Raw genomic sequence first — 13,856 nt, 5'->3', positions numbered from 1 at the left:
GCTGCGCCTGTGGATCGGAGAGGGGTGCTGCGGCGCCTTCTCAGGTCGGCGGGTGAGCCGAAATCCGTGACCGACACCGCTGACGCCCGTTCCCGCCAGGCCGACTCCGTACCCACCGCGACGTTCGCATCGGATGCGGAATCGCAGGCGTGGACTCCTCCCTCCTGGGAGGACATCGTCAGCACGCACAGCGGCCGGGTCTACCGTCTCGCCTACCGTCTGACCGGAAACCAGCACGATGCGGAGGACCTCACCCAGGAGGTCTTCGTCCGTGTCTTCCGCTCCCTGTCGACCTACACGCCGGGGACGTTCGAGGGCTGGCTGCACCGCATCACCACCAATCTGTTCCTCGACATGGTCCGCCGCAAGCAGCGCATCCGTTTCGACGCGCTCGGCGACGACGCGGCCGAGCGGCTGCCCAGCCGTGAGCCGTCCCCCCAGCAGGTCTTCCACGACACGCACTTCGACGCCGACGTCCAGCAGGCGCTCGACACCCTCGCGCCCGAGTTCCGCGCGGCCGTGGTCCTCTGTGACATCGAGGGTCTCTCGTACGAGGAGATCGCGGCCACGCTCGGCGTCAAGCTCGGCACCGTCCGCAGCCGTATCCACCGCGGCCGGTCCCATCTGCGCAAGGCCCTGCAGCACCGCTCTCCCGAGGCGCGTGCCGAGCAGCGCGCGCTCGCGGGCGTGGCCGGGGAGGGCGGGACGGCGTGAGCGGCACAACTCCCACCCCCGCGGAGCAGCATCTGGGGGACCGGCTCGCTGCCCTGGTCGACGGCGAGCTGAAACACGACGCGCGCGAGCGCGTCCTGGCCCATCTGGCGACCTGTCCCAAGTGCAAGGCCGAGGCCGACGCGCAGCGCCGGCTGAAGAGCGTCTTCGCCACTGCCGCCCCGCCACCGCCCTCCGAGGGCCTGCTCGCGCGGCTGCAGGGGCTGCCCGCCGGGCCGCCCGGAGGTGATGACGACGGGCGGGGAGGTCCCTTCGGCGGGGGGCGCCTCACCGATGCTGTCTTCGGCGTGACCCCGGAGGGCTTCGGGTACGTCCCCGGCGGGCCCGGGCTGCCCGGCGGCGGGCCCGGATCAGGGTTCCGCATCCACGACGTGGGACGTCAGGAAGCCGAGCGTTCGCCGTGGCGCGGCCGCAGGTTCGCGTTCGCCGCGGCCAGCGCCGTCTCGTTCGCGGCGATCGCCCTGGGCGGGACGTTGCCGCTCGCCGCCACGGGAGACGTATCGGCCCGCGGGGACCATCGTGGCAACAGCGTCACACCGCTGCGCACGGCGACCGCGACCAGCAGCGGAGCGGAAACCAACCGCCGTCGCGGCGGGGCGACCGGGCTGGTCGGTCTGAGCGGTGAGCGGGCCGCGGCGATGGCCCCGCGGGCCCTGACCCAGGCACAGCCGCTGTCCCACCCCTTCGCGGCGCCGGCTCTGCTCACGGGCGGGTCCACGCCGCCGCTGATACGGCCCACGGGCTCGGCGTTCCAGCTCGCCACGGCCCCCGGCCCGACGCTGTCGGCCACCCCGCTGCCCAGCCGGCTCGCGTCCCCGACCCAGCGCTGATCCGGCCTCCGGCGCCCGGGTGACCGGGCACCCTGTGGGACACCATCGGCAAACCTGGTTGAATCCAGGGGAGGGGTGCCCGGCGGGGCGCGCGGACTGGCCAGTTGCGGGGAGAGCATGGAGAACGGGAAGCCGACGGGTCCCAAGCCGAAGTGGTGGAGCCGCCCGGCCCGTACGGAGACACCGTCGGCGCCCGACGCGGCTCCGACGGAGCCGCTCACGGAGCCTACGGACCTCTCGGAGCCCACGGACACCGTCCTGGCCGTTGACGTCGTGCCGCCTGCGGCACCGGCCGCCCATATCGACGATCAGCCCGACTACCCCCTGGCGGCACCCGCCGCCCCGGTGGCCTCACCGTCCGCCCCGGCGCCCGGCGAGGCCGGGACGGTCCGGGAGACCCCGGCGCCGGTGGTCCCCGCACCCGAGGTCCCGGCTCCCGAGGCCTCGCACGCCGCGGCTGCCCCCGCCGGAGGCCACCCCACCGGTGGCGCGGGTATGCAGCCGATGCACGAGCCCGACGAGTACCGGACACCGCCGTACGGGGGCCCCGGGCCGTGGGCGCCTGCCCCGCCCGTGCAGCGACCTGTGGGCGGCACGCCGGCGCACGGGACGCATGTCCCGCCGCAGTACCCCTCGGGCAACGGGTACGCACAGCCCGCACCGGCACCCGCAGCCGTACCCGCGCAGTGGACCCAGTACGACCCCTGGAGCGCCCCCGGAGGCACCCTCACCCGGGCCGGCGAGCCGCCCAAGAAGAAGAGCAGGCGCGGCGTGGCCCTCGTCGGCGCGCTGCTTTTCGCGCTGCTCGCCGGAGTGCTCGGCGGCGGCGTCGGCGCGTACCTCGAACGGAACGGCGGAATCACCACCGTCGAGCTGCCGCAGGCCGGCCCCGAGGACTCCGGCCGGGCCCCCGGCAGCATCGCCGGCATCGCCGCCAGCGCGCTCCCGAGTGTCGTGACGCTGCACGTCAGCGGCGGCGGCGAGCAGGGCACCGGCACCGGCTTCGTCCTGGACGCGCAGGGCCACATCCTCACCAACAACCATGTGGTCGCCCCGGCCGGCAGCTCCGGAGACATCTCCGTCACCTTCAGCGGCGGCGAGACCGCGCGCGCCACCCTCGTCGGCAAGGACAGCGGCTACGACCTCGCCGTCGTCAAGGTCCGCGGCGTCTCCGGCCTCAAGCCGCTGCCGCTGGGCAACTCCGACAACGTGCGGGTCGGTGACCCCGTCGTCGCCATCGGCGCGCCCTTCGACCTGCAGAACACCGTGACCGCCGGAATCATCAGCGCCAAGGAGCGCCCGATCACCGCCGGCGGTGAAGAGGGCGACGGCAGCGACATCAGCTATGTCGACGCGCTGCAGACCGACGCGCCGATAAACCCCGGGAATTCCGGTGGCCCGCTCGTCGACTCCAAAGCACGCGTCATCGGCATCAACAGCGCCATCCGCGCCGCCGACAGCGCACCCGGCCCGGACGGAAAGGCCGGCCAGGCAGGCTCCATCGGCCTCGGCTTCGCCATCCCCATCAACCAGGGCAAGCGGGTCGCCGAGGAGCTCATCAACACGGGCAAGGCCACCCACCCCGTGATCGGCGTCAGCCTCGACATGAGCTATGCGGGCGACGGCGCCCGCGTGGGCGAGAAGGGCAAGGACGGCGCCCCGTCCGTCACCGCGGGCGGCCCCGCCGCCAAGGCCGGTCTGCGTCCGGGCGATGTCATCACCAAGGTCGACGGCCAGCGGGTGCACAGCGGTGAGGAACTCATCGTCAAGATCCGCGCGCACCGCCCCGGCGACCGGCTGGAACTCACGCTGACCCGTAAGGGCAAAGAGCAGACCAGGACGGTGACGCTCGGTTCGTCGACCGGCACGTGAGCGACACCCCGAAGGTACCGTCCGGACAGATTCGCCGGGTACCGTGGAGCCGGCCCCATCCGGCCATTCGGCAGCGGCACGGAGAACACGAACACAAGGAGCAGCAAGGTGTTCAATGACATAGGCGCACTCGAGGTTGTGACACTCGTGGTCCTTGCCGTGCTCGTCTTCGGCCCGGACAAGCTGCCGAAGGTCATCCAGGACGTCTCGCGCTTCATCCGCAAGGTCCGGGAATTCTCCGACAACGCGAAGCACGACATCCGCAACGAACTGGGCCCGGAATTCAAGGACTTCGAGTTCGAGGACCTCAATCCCAAGACGTTCATCCGCAAGCAGCTGAATGAGAACGAGGATCTCAAGGAGATCCGCAGCACCTTCGATCTCAAGAAGGAAATGAACGACGTGGCGGACGCCGTGCACGGCAAGGAGCCCGACAGCTCCGTCCCGGCCGTGGTCAACGGCTCGCCCGGCGCCGCCCCGGATCTGCTCAAGAAGCGCGAAACCGTCGATCAGGGCGAGCGCCCGCCGTTCGACGCAGACGCCACCTGAGCGCCCTGAGCGCCATCAACCGCTACGAGCCGGTGCGAGATGGCTATCCTCTCCATCTGTCCGGAAACGAGGACGCCCGCGGGGGGCGGGCCGTTCCGGACCTTGGTGATCGAGGAGGCGGCCAGGCAGATGGAGACGACGAGTCGGGTAGGGGCGCAGAGTACGCCCAGCACGTCCACCGCTGAGGGGGTGCCCGCAGCCCGGCGTACGGTCGACAGCTATCTGCGCGCACCGTTCCCCTGGTACGGACTGGACGGGGCCTTCACCGGCCCGCGCTGGCTGATGCAGGTCGGCACCGACGCGGACGGAACGGTGCAGCACGGCTCCATGGGCCACGGCGACGAGCCGTCGATAAAGTCCGACGCGACCGCAATCGACAAGGAACGCTTCGCGGTGGTCGTGACGATCGCGGCGAGCCCGGTACGGCGCACCGGGGACGGCACAGGCCTCCTGGACGCCACGACGGTCTCGTCCGCGGCCTGGCTGGCCGGCTCGGGGCTGCTGGCATACACGTGGCCCGCGCAGCTCGACCACTCGCTGCGCGACGACTGGCTGGACCAGCAGACCGAGACCGCGTTCGCGCTGGCGGACGACCTGTCCGGTCCGGCGTGGTCCGAGTTGTCGCTGCCGGTGGACGGGGTGCCGATGCCGTTCCACTACCGGGAGTCGGAGTTCGGCTGGGTGCTGGCCGGGTCCGCGCAGAACGGGGTGCACGTGGGGGCGTACGGGCGGGGCCTGAGCGCCTACGGCTTGGGGTTCTCGGCGGTGCGGGACATCGCGGCGTACGCCTAGACGTACGAGGCGTACGCCTGGACGTACGAAAGGGGCACCGTCCACCGGGACGGTGCCCCTTTCGCGTACGTTCGCGTACGTACGTCAGAACTTGTTGCGCGGCGTGATGCCCAGGCTCATGCCCGAGAGACCGCGCTGGCGGCCGCCGAGCTTGCCGGCGATGCTGCGCAGGGCCGCGCCCGCCGGGGAGTCGGGGTCGGTGAGGACGACCGGCTTGCCCTCGTCGCCGCCTTCGCGAAGGCGGACGTCGATCGGGATCTGACCCAGCACCGGGACCGTGGCGCCCGTCGTCTGCGTCAGGCCGTCGGCGACCCTCTGTCCGCCGCCCGAGCCGAACACGTCGACCATCTCGTCGCAGTGCGGGCACGGCAGGCCCGACATGTTCTCGACGACGCCGACGATCTTCTGGTGGGTCTGGACGGCGATGGAGCCGGCCCGCTCCGCGACCTCCGCCGCGGCCTGCTGCGGAGTGGTGACGACCAGGATCTCCGCGTTCGGCACCAGCTGGGCCACGGAGATCGCGATGTCGCCGGTGCCCGGGGGCAGATCGAGCAGGAGGACGTCCAGATCGCCCCAGTACACATCGGCGAGGAACTGCTGGAGCGCGCGGTGCAGCATCGGGCCGCGCCACACCACCGGTGCGTTGCCCGGGGTGAACATGCCGATCGAGATGACCTTCACACCGTTCGCGGACGGCGGCATGATCATGTTCTCGACCTGGGTGGGACGGCCGTCCGCACCCAGCATCCGGGGCACCGAATGCCCGTAGATGTCGGCGTCGACGACACCGACCTTCAGTCCGTCTGCGGCCATCGCCGCCGCCAGGTTCACGGTCACGGAGGACTTGCCCACGCCGCCCTTGCCGGACGCCACCGCGTACACCCGCGTCAGCGAGCCGGGCTTGGCGAAAGGCACCTCGCGCTCGGCGGTCGTGCCGCGCAGCGAGGCCGCGAGCTCGCGCCGCTGCTCGTCGCTCATCACGTCCAGCGAGACATCGACGCGGGTGACGCCCTCGACGCCCGCGACCGCGTCCGTGACGCGCTGGGTGATCGTCTCACGCATCGGACAGCCGGAGACGGTGAGATAGACCGTGACGGCAACTGCGCCGTCGGCCCCGATCTCGACCGACTTCACCATGCCGAGGTCGGTGATCGGCTTGTTGATCTCGGGGTCGTTCACCGTCGCCAGTGCTTCGCGCACCGCGTCTTCCGTAGCCATACGGACGATGGTACGGCGCCGGATCCCGCCCCGGGGGCCCCTGTCAGCGGTCGCCTTCGTCACGTCTGCGGGCGGCCACGGGCGGGAATACCGGCGGATGGTGCGCCAGCTCCTTCAGCAGGCCCTCGAACTCCGAGCGGATCCAGTCGCGGGTGGCGACCTCGCCCAGGCCCATCCGCAGTGCGGCGATCTCCCGGGTCAGATACTCGGTGTCCGCGATGGAGCGCTCGTTCTGCGCCCGGTCCTGTTCCATCTCGACCCGGTCGCGGTCGGCCTGGCGGTTCTGCGCGAGCAGGATCAGCGGGGCGGCGTACGACGCCTGCAGCGACAGCGCGAGCGTCAGAAAGATGAACGGGTACTCGTCGAAGCGCAGGCCGGTCGGCGCGAAGATGTTCCACAGGACCCACACGATGACCGTCAGGGTCATCCAGACGATGAACCGGCCCGTCCCCAGGAAGCGGGCGATCTTCTCCGAGAACCGGCCGAAGGCCTCCGGGTCGTACTCCGGCAGGACCTTCCGGCGCGGGGCGCGCGGCACATCGAGCCTCACGCGCGGGCGCGGCGCCCCGGCCCCGGCGGGAGGCCTCTCCTTGCCCTCGCCGCGCTCGGCGAGTCCGTGGTCACTGCTCATGGGCGGACCCCGTCCCCTCGAACTCGGCCTCGCGCCAGTCCTCCGGCAGCAGATGGTCGAGAACGTCGTCCACGGTCACCGCTCCCAGGAGTGCCCCGCTCTCGTCCACGACCGGCGCCGCGACCATGTTGTACGCGGCGAGATAGCTGGTGATCGCGGGCAGCGGGGTGCGCGGGGCGAGCGGCGGCAGATCGCTGTCGACGATCGAGCTGACCAGGGTGAAGGGCGGATCCCGCAGCAACCGCTGGAAATGCACCGTGCCCAGGTACTTGCCCGTCGGCGTCTCGTCGGGGGGTCGGCACACGTACACCTGCGCGGCCAGCGCGGGGGAGAGGTCCTGCTGGCGCACCCGGGCCAGCGCGTCCGCGACGGTCGCGTCCGGGCGCAGCACGATCGGCTCGGTCGTCATCAGCCCGCCGGCCGTCCGCTCCTCGTACGACAACAGCCGGCGCATGTCGGCGGCGTCGTCCGGCCGCATCAGCATCAGCAGCCGCTCCTTGTCCTCCTCCGGCAGCTCGGAGAGCAGATCGGCGGCGTCGTCCGGGTCCATCGCCTCCAGCACGTCCGCAGCCCGCTCCTCCTTCAGCTTCCCGAGGATCTCGATCTGCTCGTCCTCCGGCAGTTCCTCCAGGACATCGGCAAGCCGGTCGTCGTGGAGGGCCGCGGCGACCTCGGCGCGCCGTTTGGGAGAGAGGTGGTGCAGGGCGTTGGCGAGATCGGCGGGGCGCAGCCGCTCGAAGGTGGCGAGCAGGCTCTCGGCGCCCTGTCCCTCCTCCTCCAGCGAGAAGCCGGTGACGGCCGACCACTCGACGGTCAGCGCCTCGCCCTTGCGCCGCAGGGCCCCGCCCTTGCCTCTCCGTACGAAGACCTTGTCGATCTCCCAGTCGCGCCGGGCCGGGAGCTGCTGGATGGCGACGTCGAGGACGGTGACCTCCTCGCCCGACTCGACCAGCTGGACCCGGCGGTCCAGCAGCTCGCCGAGGACGAGGCGCTCGGTCGGGCGCTGCTCGAAGCGCCGCATGTTGACGACGCCGGTGGTGATGACCTGACCGGTCTCGACGCCGGTGACGCGGGTCATGGGGAGGAAGATCCGGCGGCGGCTGAGCACCTCGACGACCATGCCGAGCAGCCGGGGCGGCCGCCCGCCGACCCGGAGCATGGCGACGAGGTCGCGCACACGCCCCACCTGGTCGCCGTTGGGGTCGAAGACCGGGACACCGGCGAGGTGCGAGACAAAGATCCGGGGGGCGCCTCCCGCCATGATCCGCGCCTCCTCAGTCCGTTCCCATCTGCCCGGAAATGCGGCTGTTCAACGGCTTCAGGCTAGCCCGTACCGTTCCATGGTGCTGCTGTGGAAGGTCCGGACGGCTCCCTTCCGGAGGGCCCACCTGGCCCGGGTACGCTGCGGTCTTGCCACCCCCACGCGTATGAGAGGCAGTGTGCTCGTGACCGCTCTCCACCCTGCCGCCGTCGCCCGGGCCCGCCGGGCCGCGCTCTCCGTCGCGCTGTGCGCGGGGCTGGTCGCAGCCCTCACGGCGTGCGGCGAGGACCCGGACGCGGGGACGAACGGCGTCGGCAAACTGGAGGCGACCGCGATCGAGGCCAAGGCCAAGGCGGCGGCCGACGGCGCGGACGCGGTACGGCTCGCCGGCACCCTGGTTTCCAAGGGCGGCACCTACAAGCTGAACATGCAGCTGAGGAAGACCGGCGCGATCGGCTCGGTCACCTCGAAGAACTCCACGTTCGAGCTGCTGCGGGTCGGTGACGCGCTCTATCTGAAGGCCGACGCGGACTTCTGGAGCCACAAGGAAGCGGACGGATCGGGCGGGAAGGAAGGCTCCGATTCCACCGGCGAGGAGGACGAGGCCGCCGCCGAGAAGCTCGACGACAAGTACGTGAAGGTCCCCGAGGGCGACCCGGCGTACAAGCAACTGCGCGGCTTCACCGACATGGATGTGCTGCTGGACGGACTGCTCGGGCTGCACGGCAAGCTCAGCAAGGGCGACCGCGACAAGGTCGGCGGCGTGCGCACGATCAAGATCATGGGCGGCGAGGGCAACGGCGGCACGCTCGACGTCTCACTGGAGGGCACCGCCTACCCGCTCCAGCTCGCCCGCGCGGGCGGCGCGGGCGTGCTCACGCTCGCGGACTGGGACAAGGAGTTCACCCTGGAGCCCCCGTCCAAGGAGGAGACGGTCGACTACGGCCGTCAGCTTCCCCGTACGAGCGACTGACGGCAGACGGCAGACGGCTGACCACCGACCACTGACGGCGCCCGGCCCGACCGGGCGGTCAGCTGTGTTTGCGGCCCCGGCGCAGCAGCCGCGGCAGGGCCGCGGGAATCGGCCGGCGGGTCGTGGCCGGAGTGGGGAGCGGGACGGCCGACAGGGAATCCCGCGGGTGCTCCGTGGACGACTCACGCGGCTCCAGCCGCAGCACCCGGCACTCCTGGCCCCAGCGCTCGGTCATCCGCTCGCCGTCCGGCGCGTTGAGCCGCTTGCCCTTCAGCTCGGCGACCGCGGCGTCCCACGCTTCCGAGCCGCGGGCCAGTTCGGTCACCGCGGCGGTCCACGTCACCAGCCGGCCGCCCTTGTCCTTGCTGCGCACGGTGATCTCGGCGGTGGAGCCGTCGGTCAGCCCGGGCAGCGGCTGCTCGCCGGGGCCGTCGCCGACCACATGCGCGGCCCCGTCGTGCCACACATGCCACAGCGCCCGGGAGGGTCCGGTGCCCCGGACCCAGATGAGACCGGACTTCTTGGTGGCCTCCTCGACGAGGGCCTGGCCGAGCAGCATGTCGTTGCCGAGCTGAGCGTCGTTCATGCTCCGCAGCCTATTAGAGCCAGCCGTTGCGCTTCAGGGTGCGGTGAATGGTGAGACAGATCCCGACGATGCCGACCATGACCATCGGGTACCCGTACTTCCAGTGCAGCTCGGGCATGTGGTCGAAGTTCATGCCGTACACCCCGCAGACCGCCGTCGGTACGGCGATGATCGCCGCCCAGGACGTGATCTTGCGCATGTCCTCGTTCTGGGCGACCGTCGCCTGCGCCAGATTGGCCTGGAGGATCGAGTTCAGCAGCTCGTCGAAGCCGATGACCTGCTCCTGCACCCGGGCCAGGTGGTCGGCGACGTCGCGGAAGTACTTCTGGATGTCCGGGTCGACCAGCCGCATCGGGCGCTCGCTCAACAGCTGCATGGGCCGCAGCAGCGGCGTGACCGCCCGCTTGAACTCCAGCACCTCACGCTTGAGCTGGTAGATGCGCCCGGTGTCCGTACCGCGTGTGCTGCCCTTCGACGGCGCGGAGAATACGTCGATCTCGATCTCGTCGATGTCGACCTGCACGGCGTCCGCGACCGCGATGTAGCCGTCGACGACATGGTCGGCGATGGCGTGCAGTACGGCCGAGGGGCCCTTGGCGAGCAGCTCGGGGTCGTCCTGCAGCCGGTGGCGGAGGTTGCGCAGCGAGCCCTGCCCGCCGTGCCGCACGGTGATCACGAAGTCGGGCCCGGTGAAGCACATCACCTCACCGGTCTCGACGACCTCGCTGGTCGCGGTGAGCTCGGCGTGCTCGACGTAGTGGATGGTCTTGAAGACCGTGAAGAGCGTGTCGTCGTACCGCTCCAGCTTGGGCCGCTGGTGGGCGTGGACGGCGTCCTCCACGGCCAGCGGGTGGAGGCCGAACTCGGCGGCGATACCGGAGAATTCCTCCTCCGTCGGCTCGTGGAGGCCGATCCACGCGAAGCCGCCGCCCTCACGCACCCGGAGCATCGCCTCGTGCGGGGTGAGGCACTCCGCGTCTTTGACCCGTCGGCCGTCGCGGTAGACGGCGCAGTCGACGACCGCGCTGGAGGCCGAGGGGTCACGGGTCGTGTCGTACGCGCTGTACGGGCTGGTGCTCTTGCGCAGCGCGGGGCGGACCGCTTCGCGCAGGTCACGGATCATCGACATGGCAGGCTCCTTCACGGAGAGGCCGCCGGTGCGAGGCGTGGCACAGCCCGGAATGGGGACGTTATGTCGATACGTCCGCAAAGCGGGCGGCACCGCGGCGCGCGGTGACGGCGTTCGCTACAGACAGTCAGGCAAAAACGACGTGCTCTTCCGTCGTGCGCGGTGCCATGGAACGGAGCGGGAAGCCCTCAGACTCAGACCGTGAGGGGTCGCGCGGAAGAGCGGTTGGTACTGCACGGTCGACTTCGATCCACCGCAGCCCCACCTCCTCCGGCCGGTCCCCCGTGGGGGATGACGTGTCGTCGGGAACCCGGGAGTCACTCCCTCAGCCGCTACTGGGGGGTGCCCCATGCGCATGCTGTCCCGACCAGGCGGCCAAGCCTATCAGCCGACTGAGGGTCAATCCCTTTCTTTGCCCGTTCCTGATGCGATCTATGCTCGCGGGATGGGAGAAGTTCTTGCTCTGGTCGAGGCCCGGCTGCGCACCGCGCTGGGTGAACCGGACGCGCGCGCCGCGGTCACGTTTCTCGGTACGGACCGGATCGAGGTGCTCCGTTTCGTTGACGGAGACATCGTCCGGTACGCCACGCTCGGCATGTCCGCCCAGCCGATGACCGACCCCAAGGATGTGCTCGCCGACCCGGTGAAGGGGCCGCGCGCGGAGCTGCTCCTGTCCGTACGCGCAGGGCTCGCCGACACCGACAAGGTGCTCCGCCCGCTCGCGGTCCTCGCGTCATCACCGCAGGTCGAAGGGGTGATCGTGGCGCCGGGCAACTCCTTGGACCTCGGTGAGCCGCTGTGGCCGCAGGCGCCGTTCTCCTCCGTCCTGGTCGCCGAGTCCGGCGGCCTGGTCGAGGACCTCGAACTGGGCGAGCCGATGGACCCGGTGCGCTTCCTTCCGCTCCTGCCGATGACACCGAACGAGGCGGCGTGGAAGCGGGTGCACGGCGCGGCGCAGCTCCAGGAGCGCTGGCTGGCCAACGGAACGGACCTGCGCGATCCGCTGCGCAGGTCCGTAACTCTGACGTGACGCCAGTCACGCCTGGAGTGTGGGTGAAGTGACCTATCTCATGGCCGAGTTGGGCTTCCGGCTGCAGGGCGACTGCATGACGGACTGCATGAAGGAATGCGCGACGGAATGCACGACGAGATGCACGACCACCGTATGGCCGGCTGCCTGACGGGCTGTTCGACGGGCTCTCCGACGAGCCGCTCGAAGGGCTTCTGACGCTCAGTCGGCGAAGGCCGTCACGCCGCCCTGCACCACGTGCACCGGCTTCGGCTCCGCCGCCTCGCGCAATAAATTAGATAGGCTAATGAATGTAATCTACACCTAGTCACCGCTGGTGAGGCCGGGTGAAACCGCCGTGACGGAGGGGTGATCGTCCTTGACGCGACGCCGGACGGGTAGGACTGTTGAGCGCTATGAGGGGCGAACCCAGTTGCCCGAAGTGTGGTGGCCGGGTCAGGGCGCCCGGACTCTTCGCCGACACCTGGCAGTGCGATGTGCACGGTTCCGTGCACCCGTTGCAGCCCGTGATCCCACCGAGCGTCGAGGCCCTCACTGTTGTGGTGGCCCGCGCCAAGGTCCCGGTGTGGATGCCCTGGCCGCTCCCGGTCGGCTGGCTCTTCACCGGCGTCGCGTACGCGGGCGACGACCGCAGCGGCGGCCGCGCCACCGCCGTCGCCTGCTCGGGCCCCGGTCCGCTGGGCGGCGTGGGGGAGTTGCTGCTGGTCGCCGAGGAGCTCGGGGTCGGCCTCGGCGCACGCTTCGCCGGGATCGACGGACCGGACCCGGGCCCGCACATGGCAGTCGACACATCACCTCAAGCCAAGGTCCTCGCCGCGGGCCGGCCCACACCGCTGTGGCATGTCAACGATGTGCCGGAGGACCGTGCGGTCTTCGCGGGCGAGGCGCGCGGGCTGTGGCTGTGGGCGATCGTCTGGCCCGAGTCGACGGGGCTGCTGATGTACGACGAGCTGATACTGACCGATCTGCGGGACGCGGGCTCGGAGGTGGAGCTCCTGCCGTGCGGGGCGCTGTCGCCGAGACTGCTGTCGTGACGGCTTTCACGTGACGCGATGGTCCGGGTGATGTTCGATCCCCCGTTACGATTGAACGTCCCCCTGTCCGCCCCGAGTCCTGGAGTCACGCGTCGTGCGCATCGATCTGCACACCCACTCCACGGCATCGGACGGTACGGACACCCCGGCCGAGCTGGTCCGTAACGCCGCGGCAGCCGGACTCGACGTCGTCGCGCTGACCGACCACGACACCGTCGGCGGTCACGCCGAGGCGATCGCCGCACTCCCGGTGGGGCTCACGCTCGTCACCGGCGCCGAGCTCTCCTGCCGGATCAACGGCATCGGCCTCCACATGCTCGCCTACCTCTTCGACCCCGAGGAGCCCGAGCTGGCGCGCGAACGTGAGCTGGTACGGGACGACCGCGTGCCGCGTGCGCAGGGCATGGTCGCCAAGCTCCAGGAGCTGGGCGTGCCGATCACCTGGGACCAAGTGGCCCGGATAGCGGGAATCCCGAGCGACGTACGCGAGGTCGCGCCGTCGACCGCGACGACAGCCGCATCTGCGCCGAGCGGGCGGAGAAGCGGGAAGTCGGGAGGGGTCTCGGTCGGCCGCCCGCACGTCGCCTCCGCGCTCGTCGAACTCGGCGTCGTGCCGGACGTCTCCGCGGCCTTCACGCCCGACTGGCTGGCCGACGGCGGACGGGCGTACGTCGAGAAGCACGAGCTCGACCCCTTCGACGCCATCCGTCTGGTCAAGGCCGCCGGCGGCGTCACCGTCTTCGCCCACCCGCTCGCGGTCAAGCGTGGCGAGGTCGTGCCCGAGGACGTCATCGGCCGGCTGGCCGCGGCGGGCCTCGACGGTCTCGAGGTCGACCACATGGACCACGACGAGCCGACGCGTGACCGGCTGCGGGGAATCGCCGCCGATCTCGGTCTGCTGGCCACCGGCTCCAGCGACTACCACGGCAGCCGCAAGGCCTGCCGGCTCGGCGACTACACGACCGACCCGGAGATCTACGGCGAGATCACGCGCCGTGCGACCGGCGCGTTCCCGGTCATGGGCACGGGCGGATCACCCCGCCGCTGACCCCTGGTCTCCCGCGGGCGGCTTCCGGCGTTCCCCGCGCACGTACGTGCGCGCCTTCGTACGCCCCACCCTGCCGATCTCCATGGATCTCCTTGGAGCTCCATGGAACGCCGTGGAACCCCCAGTCACCGTGCTGCACCGCGCTGCACGGCGCCGCATTGCGCTGCACCG

General features: G+C 70.9%; 14 protein-coding genes. 9 read left to right on the top strand and 5 right to left on the bottom strand.

The annotated features are described in order from the left end of the window. The first annotated feature begins 24 nt into the window (after positions 1-24). The 5 genes from sigE to ACZ6ZQ_RS15315 all read left to right on the top strand — a co-directional run bounded on the left by sigE (position 25) and on the right by ACZ6ZQ_RS15315 (position 4,775). On the top strand, positions 25-714 hold the full coding sequence (sigE, locus tag ACZ6ZQ_RS15335) for an RNA polymerase sigma factor SigE (protein WP_469769219.1): 690 nt from the start codon (positions 25-27) through the stop codon (positions 712-714). After that, a complete protein-coding gene (locus ACZ6ZQ_RS15330) occupies positions 711-1,562 on the top strand; it encodes an anti-sigma factor family protein (RefSeq protein WP_469769022.1) in 852 nt (283 codons plus the stop codon). Before sigE ends, ACZ6ZQ_RS15330 begins: the two co-directional genes overlap by 4 nt. Before the next feature lie 117 nt (positions 1,563-1,679). After that, positions 1,680-3,434, top strand: a complete 1,755-nt coding sequence (locus ACZ6ZQ_RS15325) for a S1C family serine protease (RefSeq protein ID WP_469769021.1) — start codon at positions 1,680-1,682, stop codon at positions 3,432-3,434. Between the two features lie 108 nt (positions 3,435-3,542). Beyond that, positions 3,543-3,983 carry a sec-independent translocase gene (locus tag ACZ6ZQ_RS15320; protein WP_469769020.1) on the top strand — a complete coding sequence of 147 codons (441 nt, stop codon included), beginning with the start codon at positions 3,543-3,545 and terminating at the stop codon, positions 3,981-3,983. A 129-nt stretch (positions 3,984-4,112) separates the two neighbouring features. Continuing rightward, positions 4,113-4,775 carry a hypothetical protein gene (locus tag ACZ6ZQ_RS15315; protein WP_469769019.1) on the top strand — a complete coding sequence of 221 codons (663 nt, stop codon included), beginning with the start codon at positions 4,113-4,115 and terminating at the stop codon, positions 4,773-4,775. An 84-nt stretch (positions 4,776-4,859) separates the two neighbouring features. Here ACZ6ZQ_RS15315 and ACZ6ZQ_RS15310 read toward each other — a convergent pair whose 3' ends face one another. From ACZ6ZQ_RS15310 to ACZ6ZQ_RS15300, 3 genes are read right to left on the bottom strand one after another with little or no spacing between them, the layout of a single operon-like run. After that, on the bottom strand, positions 4,860-5,993 hold the full coding sequence (locus tag ACZ6ZQ_RS15310) for an Mrp/NBP35 family ATP-binding protein (protein WP_469769018.1): 1,134 nt from the start codon (positions 5,991-5,993) through the stop codon (positions 4,860-4,862). Between the two features lie 43 nt (positions 5,994-6,036). Continuing rightward, positions 6,037-6,624, bottom strand: coding sequence for a DUF1003 domain-containing protein (locus ACZ6ZQ_RS15305; RefSeq protein WP_469769017.1), 588 nt, complete (start codon positions 6,622-6,624; stop codon positions 6,037-6,039). Continuing rightward, complete coding sequence (locus tag ACZ6ZQ_RS15300) at positions 6,614-7,885, bottom strand: magnesium transporter MgtE N-terminal domain-containing protein (protein ID WP_469769016.1); 1,272 nt, start codon at positions 7,883-7,885, stop codon at positions 6,614-6,616. The genes ACZ6ZQ_RS15305 and ACZ6ZQ_RS15300 overlap by 11 nt, the downstream gene beginning before the upstream one ends. A 184-nt stretch (positions 7,886-8,069) precedes the next feature. Here ACZ6ZQ_RS15300 and ACZ6ZQ_RS15295 point away from each other — a divergent pair, with 184 nt between their 5' ends. After that, on the top strand, positions 8,070-8,858 hold the full coding sequence (locus ACZ6ZQ_RS15295; protein WP_469769015.1) for a hypothetical protein: 789 nt from the start codon (positions 8,070-8,072) through the stop codon (positions 8,856-8,858). Positions 8,859-8,916: 58 nt separating this feature from the next. Here ACZ6ZQ_RS15295 and ACZ6ZQ_RS15290 read toward each other — a convergent pair whose 3' ends face one another. Both ACZ6ZQ_RS15290 and ACZ6ZQ_RS15285 read right to left on the bottom strand, forming a co-directional pair. Then, the gene (locus tag ACZ6ZQ_RS15290) at positions 8,917-9,444 is read right to left on the bottom strand and encodes a hypothetical protein (protein WP_469769014.1); all 528 of its coding nucleotides are present in this window, start codon (positions 9,442-9,444) and stop codon (positions 8,917-8,919) included. A gap of 13 nt (positions 9,445-9,457) precedes the next feature. Then, positions 9,458-10,573: a magnesium and cobalt transport protein CorA gene (locus ACZ6ZQ_RS15285; RefSeq protein ID WP_469769013.1), complete on the bottom strand. Its 1,116-nt coding sequence runs from the start codon at positions 10,571-10,573 to the stop codon at positions 9,458-9,460. A 445-nt stretch (positions 10,574-11,018) separates the two neighbouring features. Here ACZ6ZQ_RS15285 and ACZ6ZQ_RS15280 point away from each other — a divergent pair, with 445 nt between their 5' ends. From ACZ6ZQ_RS15280 to ACZ6ZQ_RS15270, 3 genes are all read left to right on the top strand, one after another. Further along, positions 11,019-11,603, top strand: coding sequence for a suppressor of fused domain protein (locus ACZ6ZQ_RS15280; protein ID WP_469769012.1), 585 nt, complete (start codon positions 11,019-11,021; stop codon positions 11,601-11,603). 395 nt (positions 11,604-11,998) lie between these two features. Then, positions 11,999-12,637, top strand: a complete 639-nt coding sequence (locus ACZ6ZQ_RS15275) for a DUF6758 family protein (protein WP_453661871.1) — start codon at positions 11,999-12,001, stop codon at positions 12,635-12,637. A gap of 94 nt (positions 12,638-12,731) precedes the next feature. Then, positions 12,732-13,685 (top strand): PHP domain-containing protein, encoded by a 954-nt coding sequence (locus tag ACZ6ZQ_RS15270; protein ID WP_469769011.1) that lies wholly within the window; start codon positions 12,732-12,734, stop codon positions 13,683-13,685. The last annotated feature ends 171 nt before the right edge of the window (positions 13,686-13,856 follow it).

Source organism: Streptomyces sp. NPDC053673 (assembly GCF_055585225.1).
Note: the sequence above shows the minus strand (reverse complement) of the source record. Positions and strands in the feature narration are given on the sequence as shown.

Coding starts and splice junctions, on each gene's coding strand:
- ACZ6ZQ_RS15325 (WP_469769021.1), top strand. CDS start 1,680: ATGGAGAACGGGAAGCCGACGGGTCCCAAGCCGAAGTGGTGGAGCCGC.
- ACZ6ZQ_RS15315 (WP_469769019.1), top strand. CDS start 4,113: ATGGAGACGACGAGTCGGGTAGGGGCGCAGAGTACGCCCAGCACGTCC.
- ACZ6ZQ_RS15310 (WP_469769018.1), bottom strand. CDS start 5,993: ATGGCTACGGAAGACGCGGTGCGCGAAGCACTGGCGACGGTGAACGAC.
- ACZ6ZQ_RS15305 (WP_469769017.1), bottom strand. CDS start 6,624: ATGAGCAGTGACCACGGACTCGCCGAGCGCGGCGAGGGCAAGGAGAGG.
- ACZ6ZQ_RS15300 (WP_469769016.1), bottom strand. CDS start 7,885: ATGGCGGGAGGCGCCCCCCGGATCTTTGTCTCGCACCTCGCCGGTGTC.
- ACZ6ZQ_RS15290 (WP_469769014.1), bottom strand. CDS start 9,444: ATGAACGACGCTCAGCTCGGCAACGACATGCTGCTCGGCCAGGCCCTC.
- ACZ6ZQ_RS15285 (WP_469769013.1), bottom strand. CDS start 10,573: ATGTCGATGATCCGTGACCTGCGCGAAGCGGTCCGCCCCGCGCTGCGC.
- ACZ6ZQ_RS15280 (WP_469769012.1), top strand. CDS start 11,019: ATGGGAGAAGTTCTTGCTCTGGTCGAGGCCCGGCTGCGCACCGCGCTG.
- ACZ6ZQ_RS15275 (WP_453661871.1), top strand. CDS start 11,999: ATGAGGGGCGAACCCAGTTGCCCGAAGTGTGGTGGCCGGGTCAGGGCG.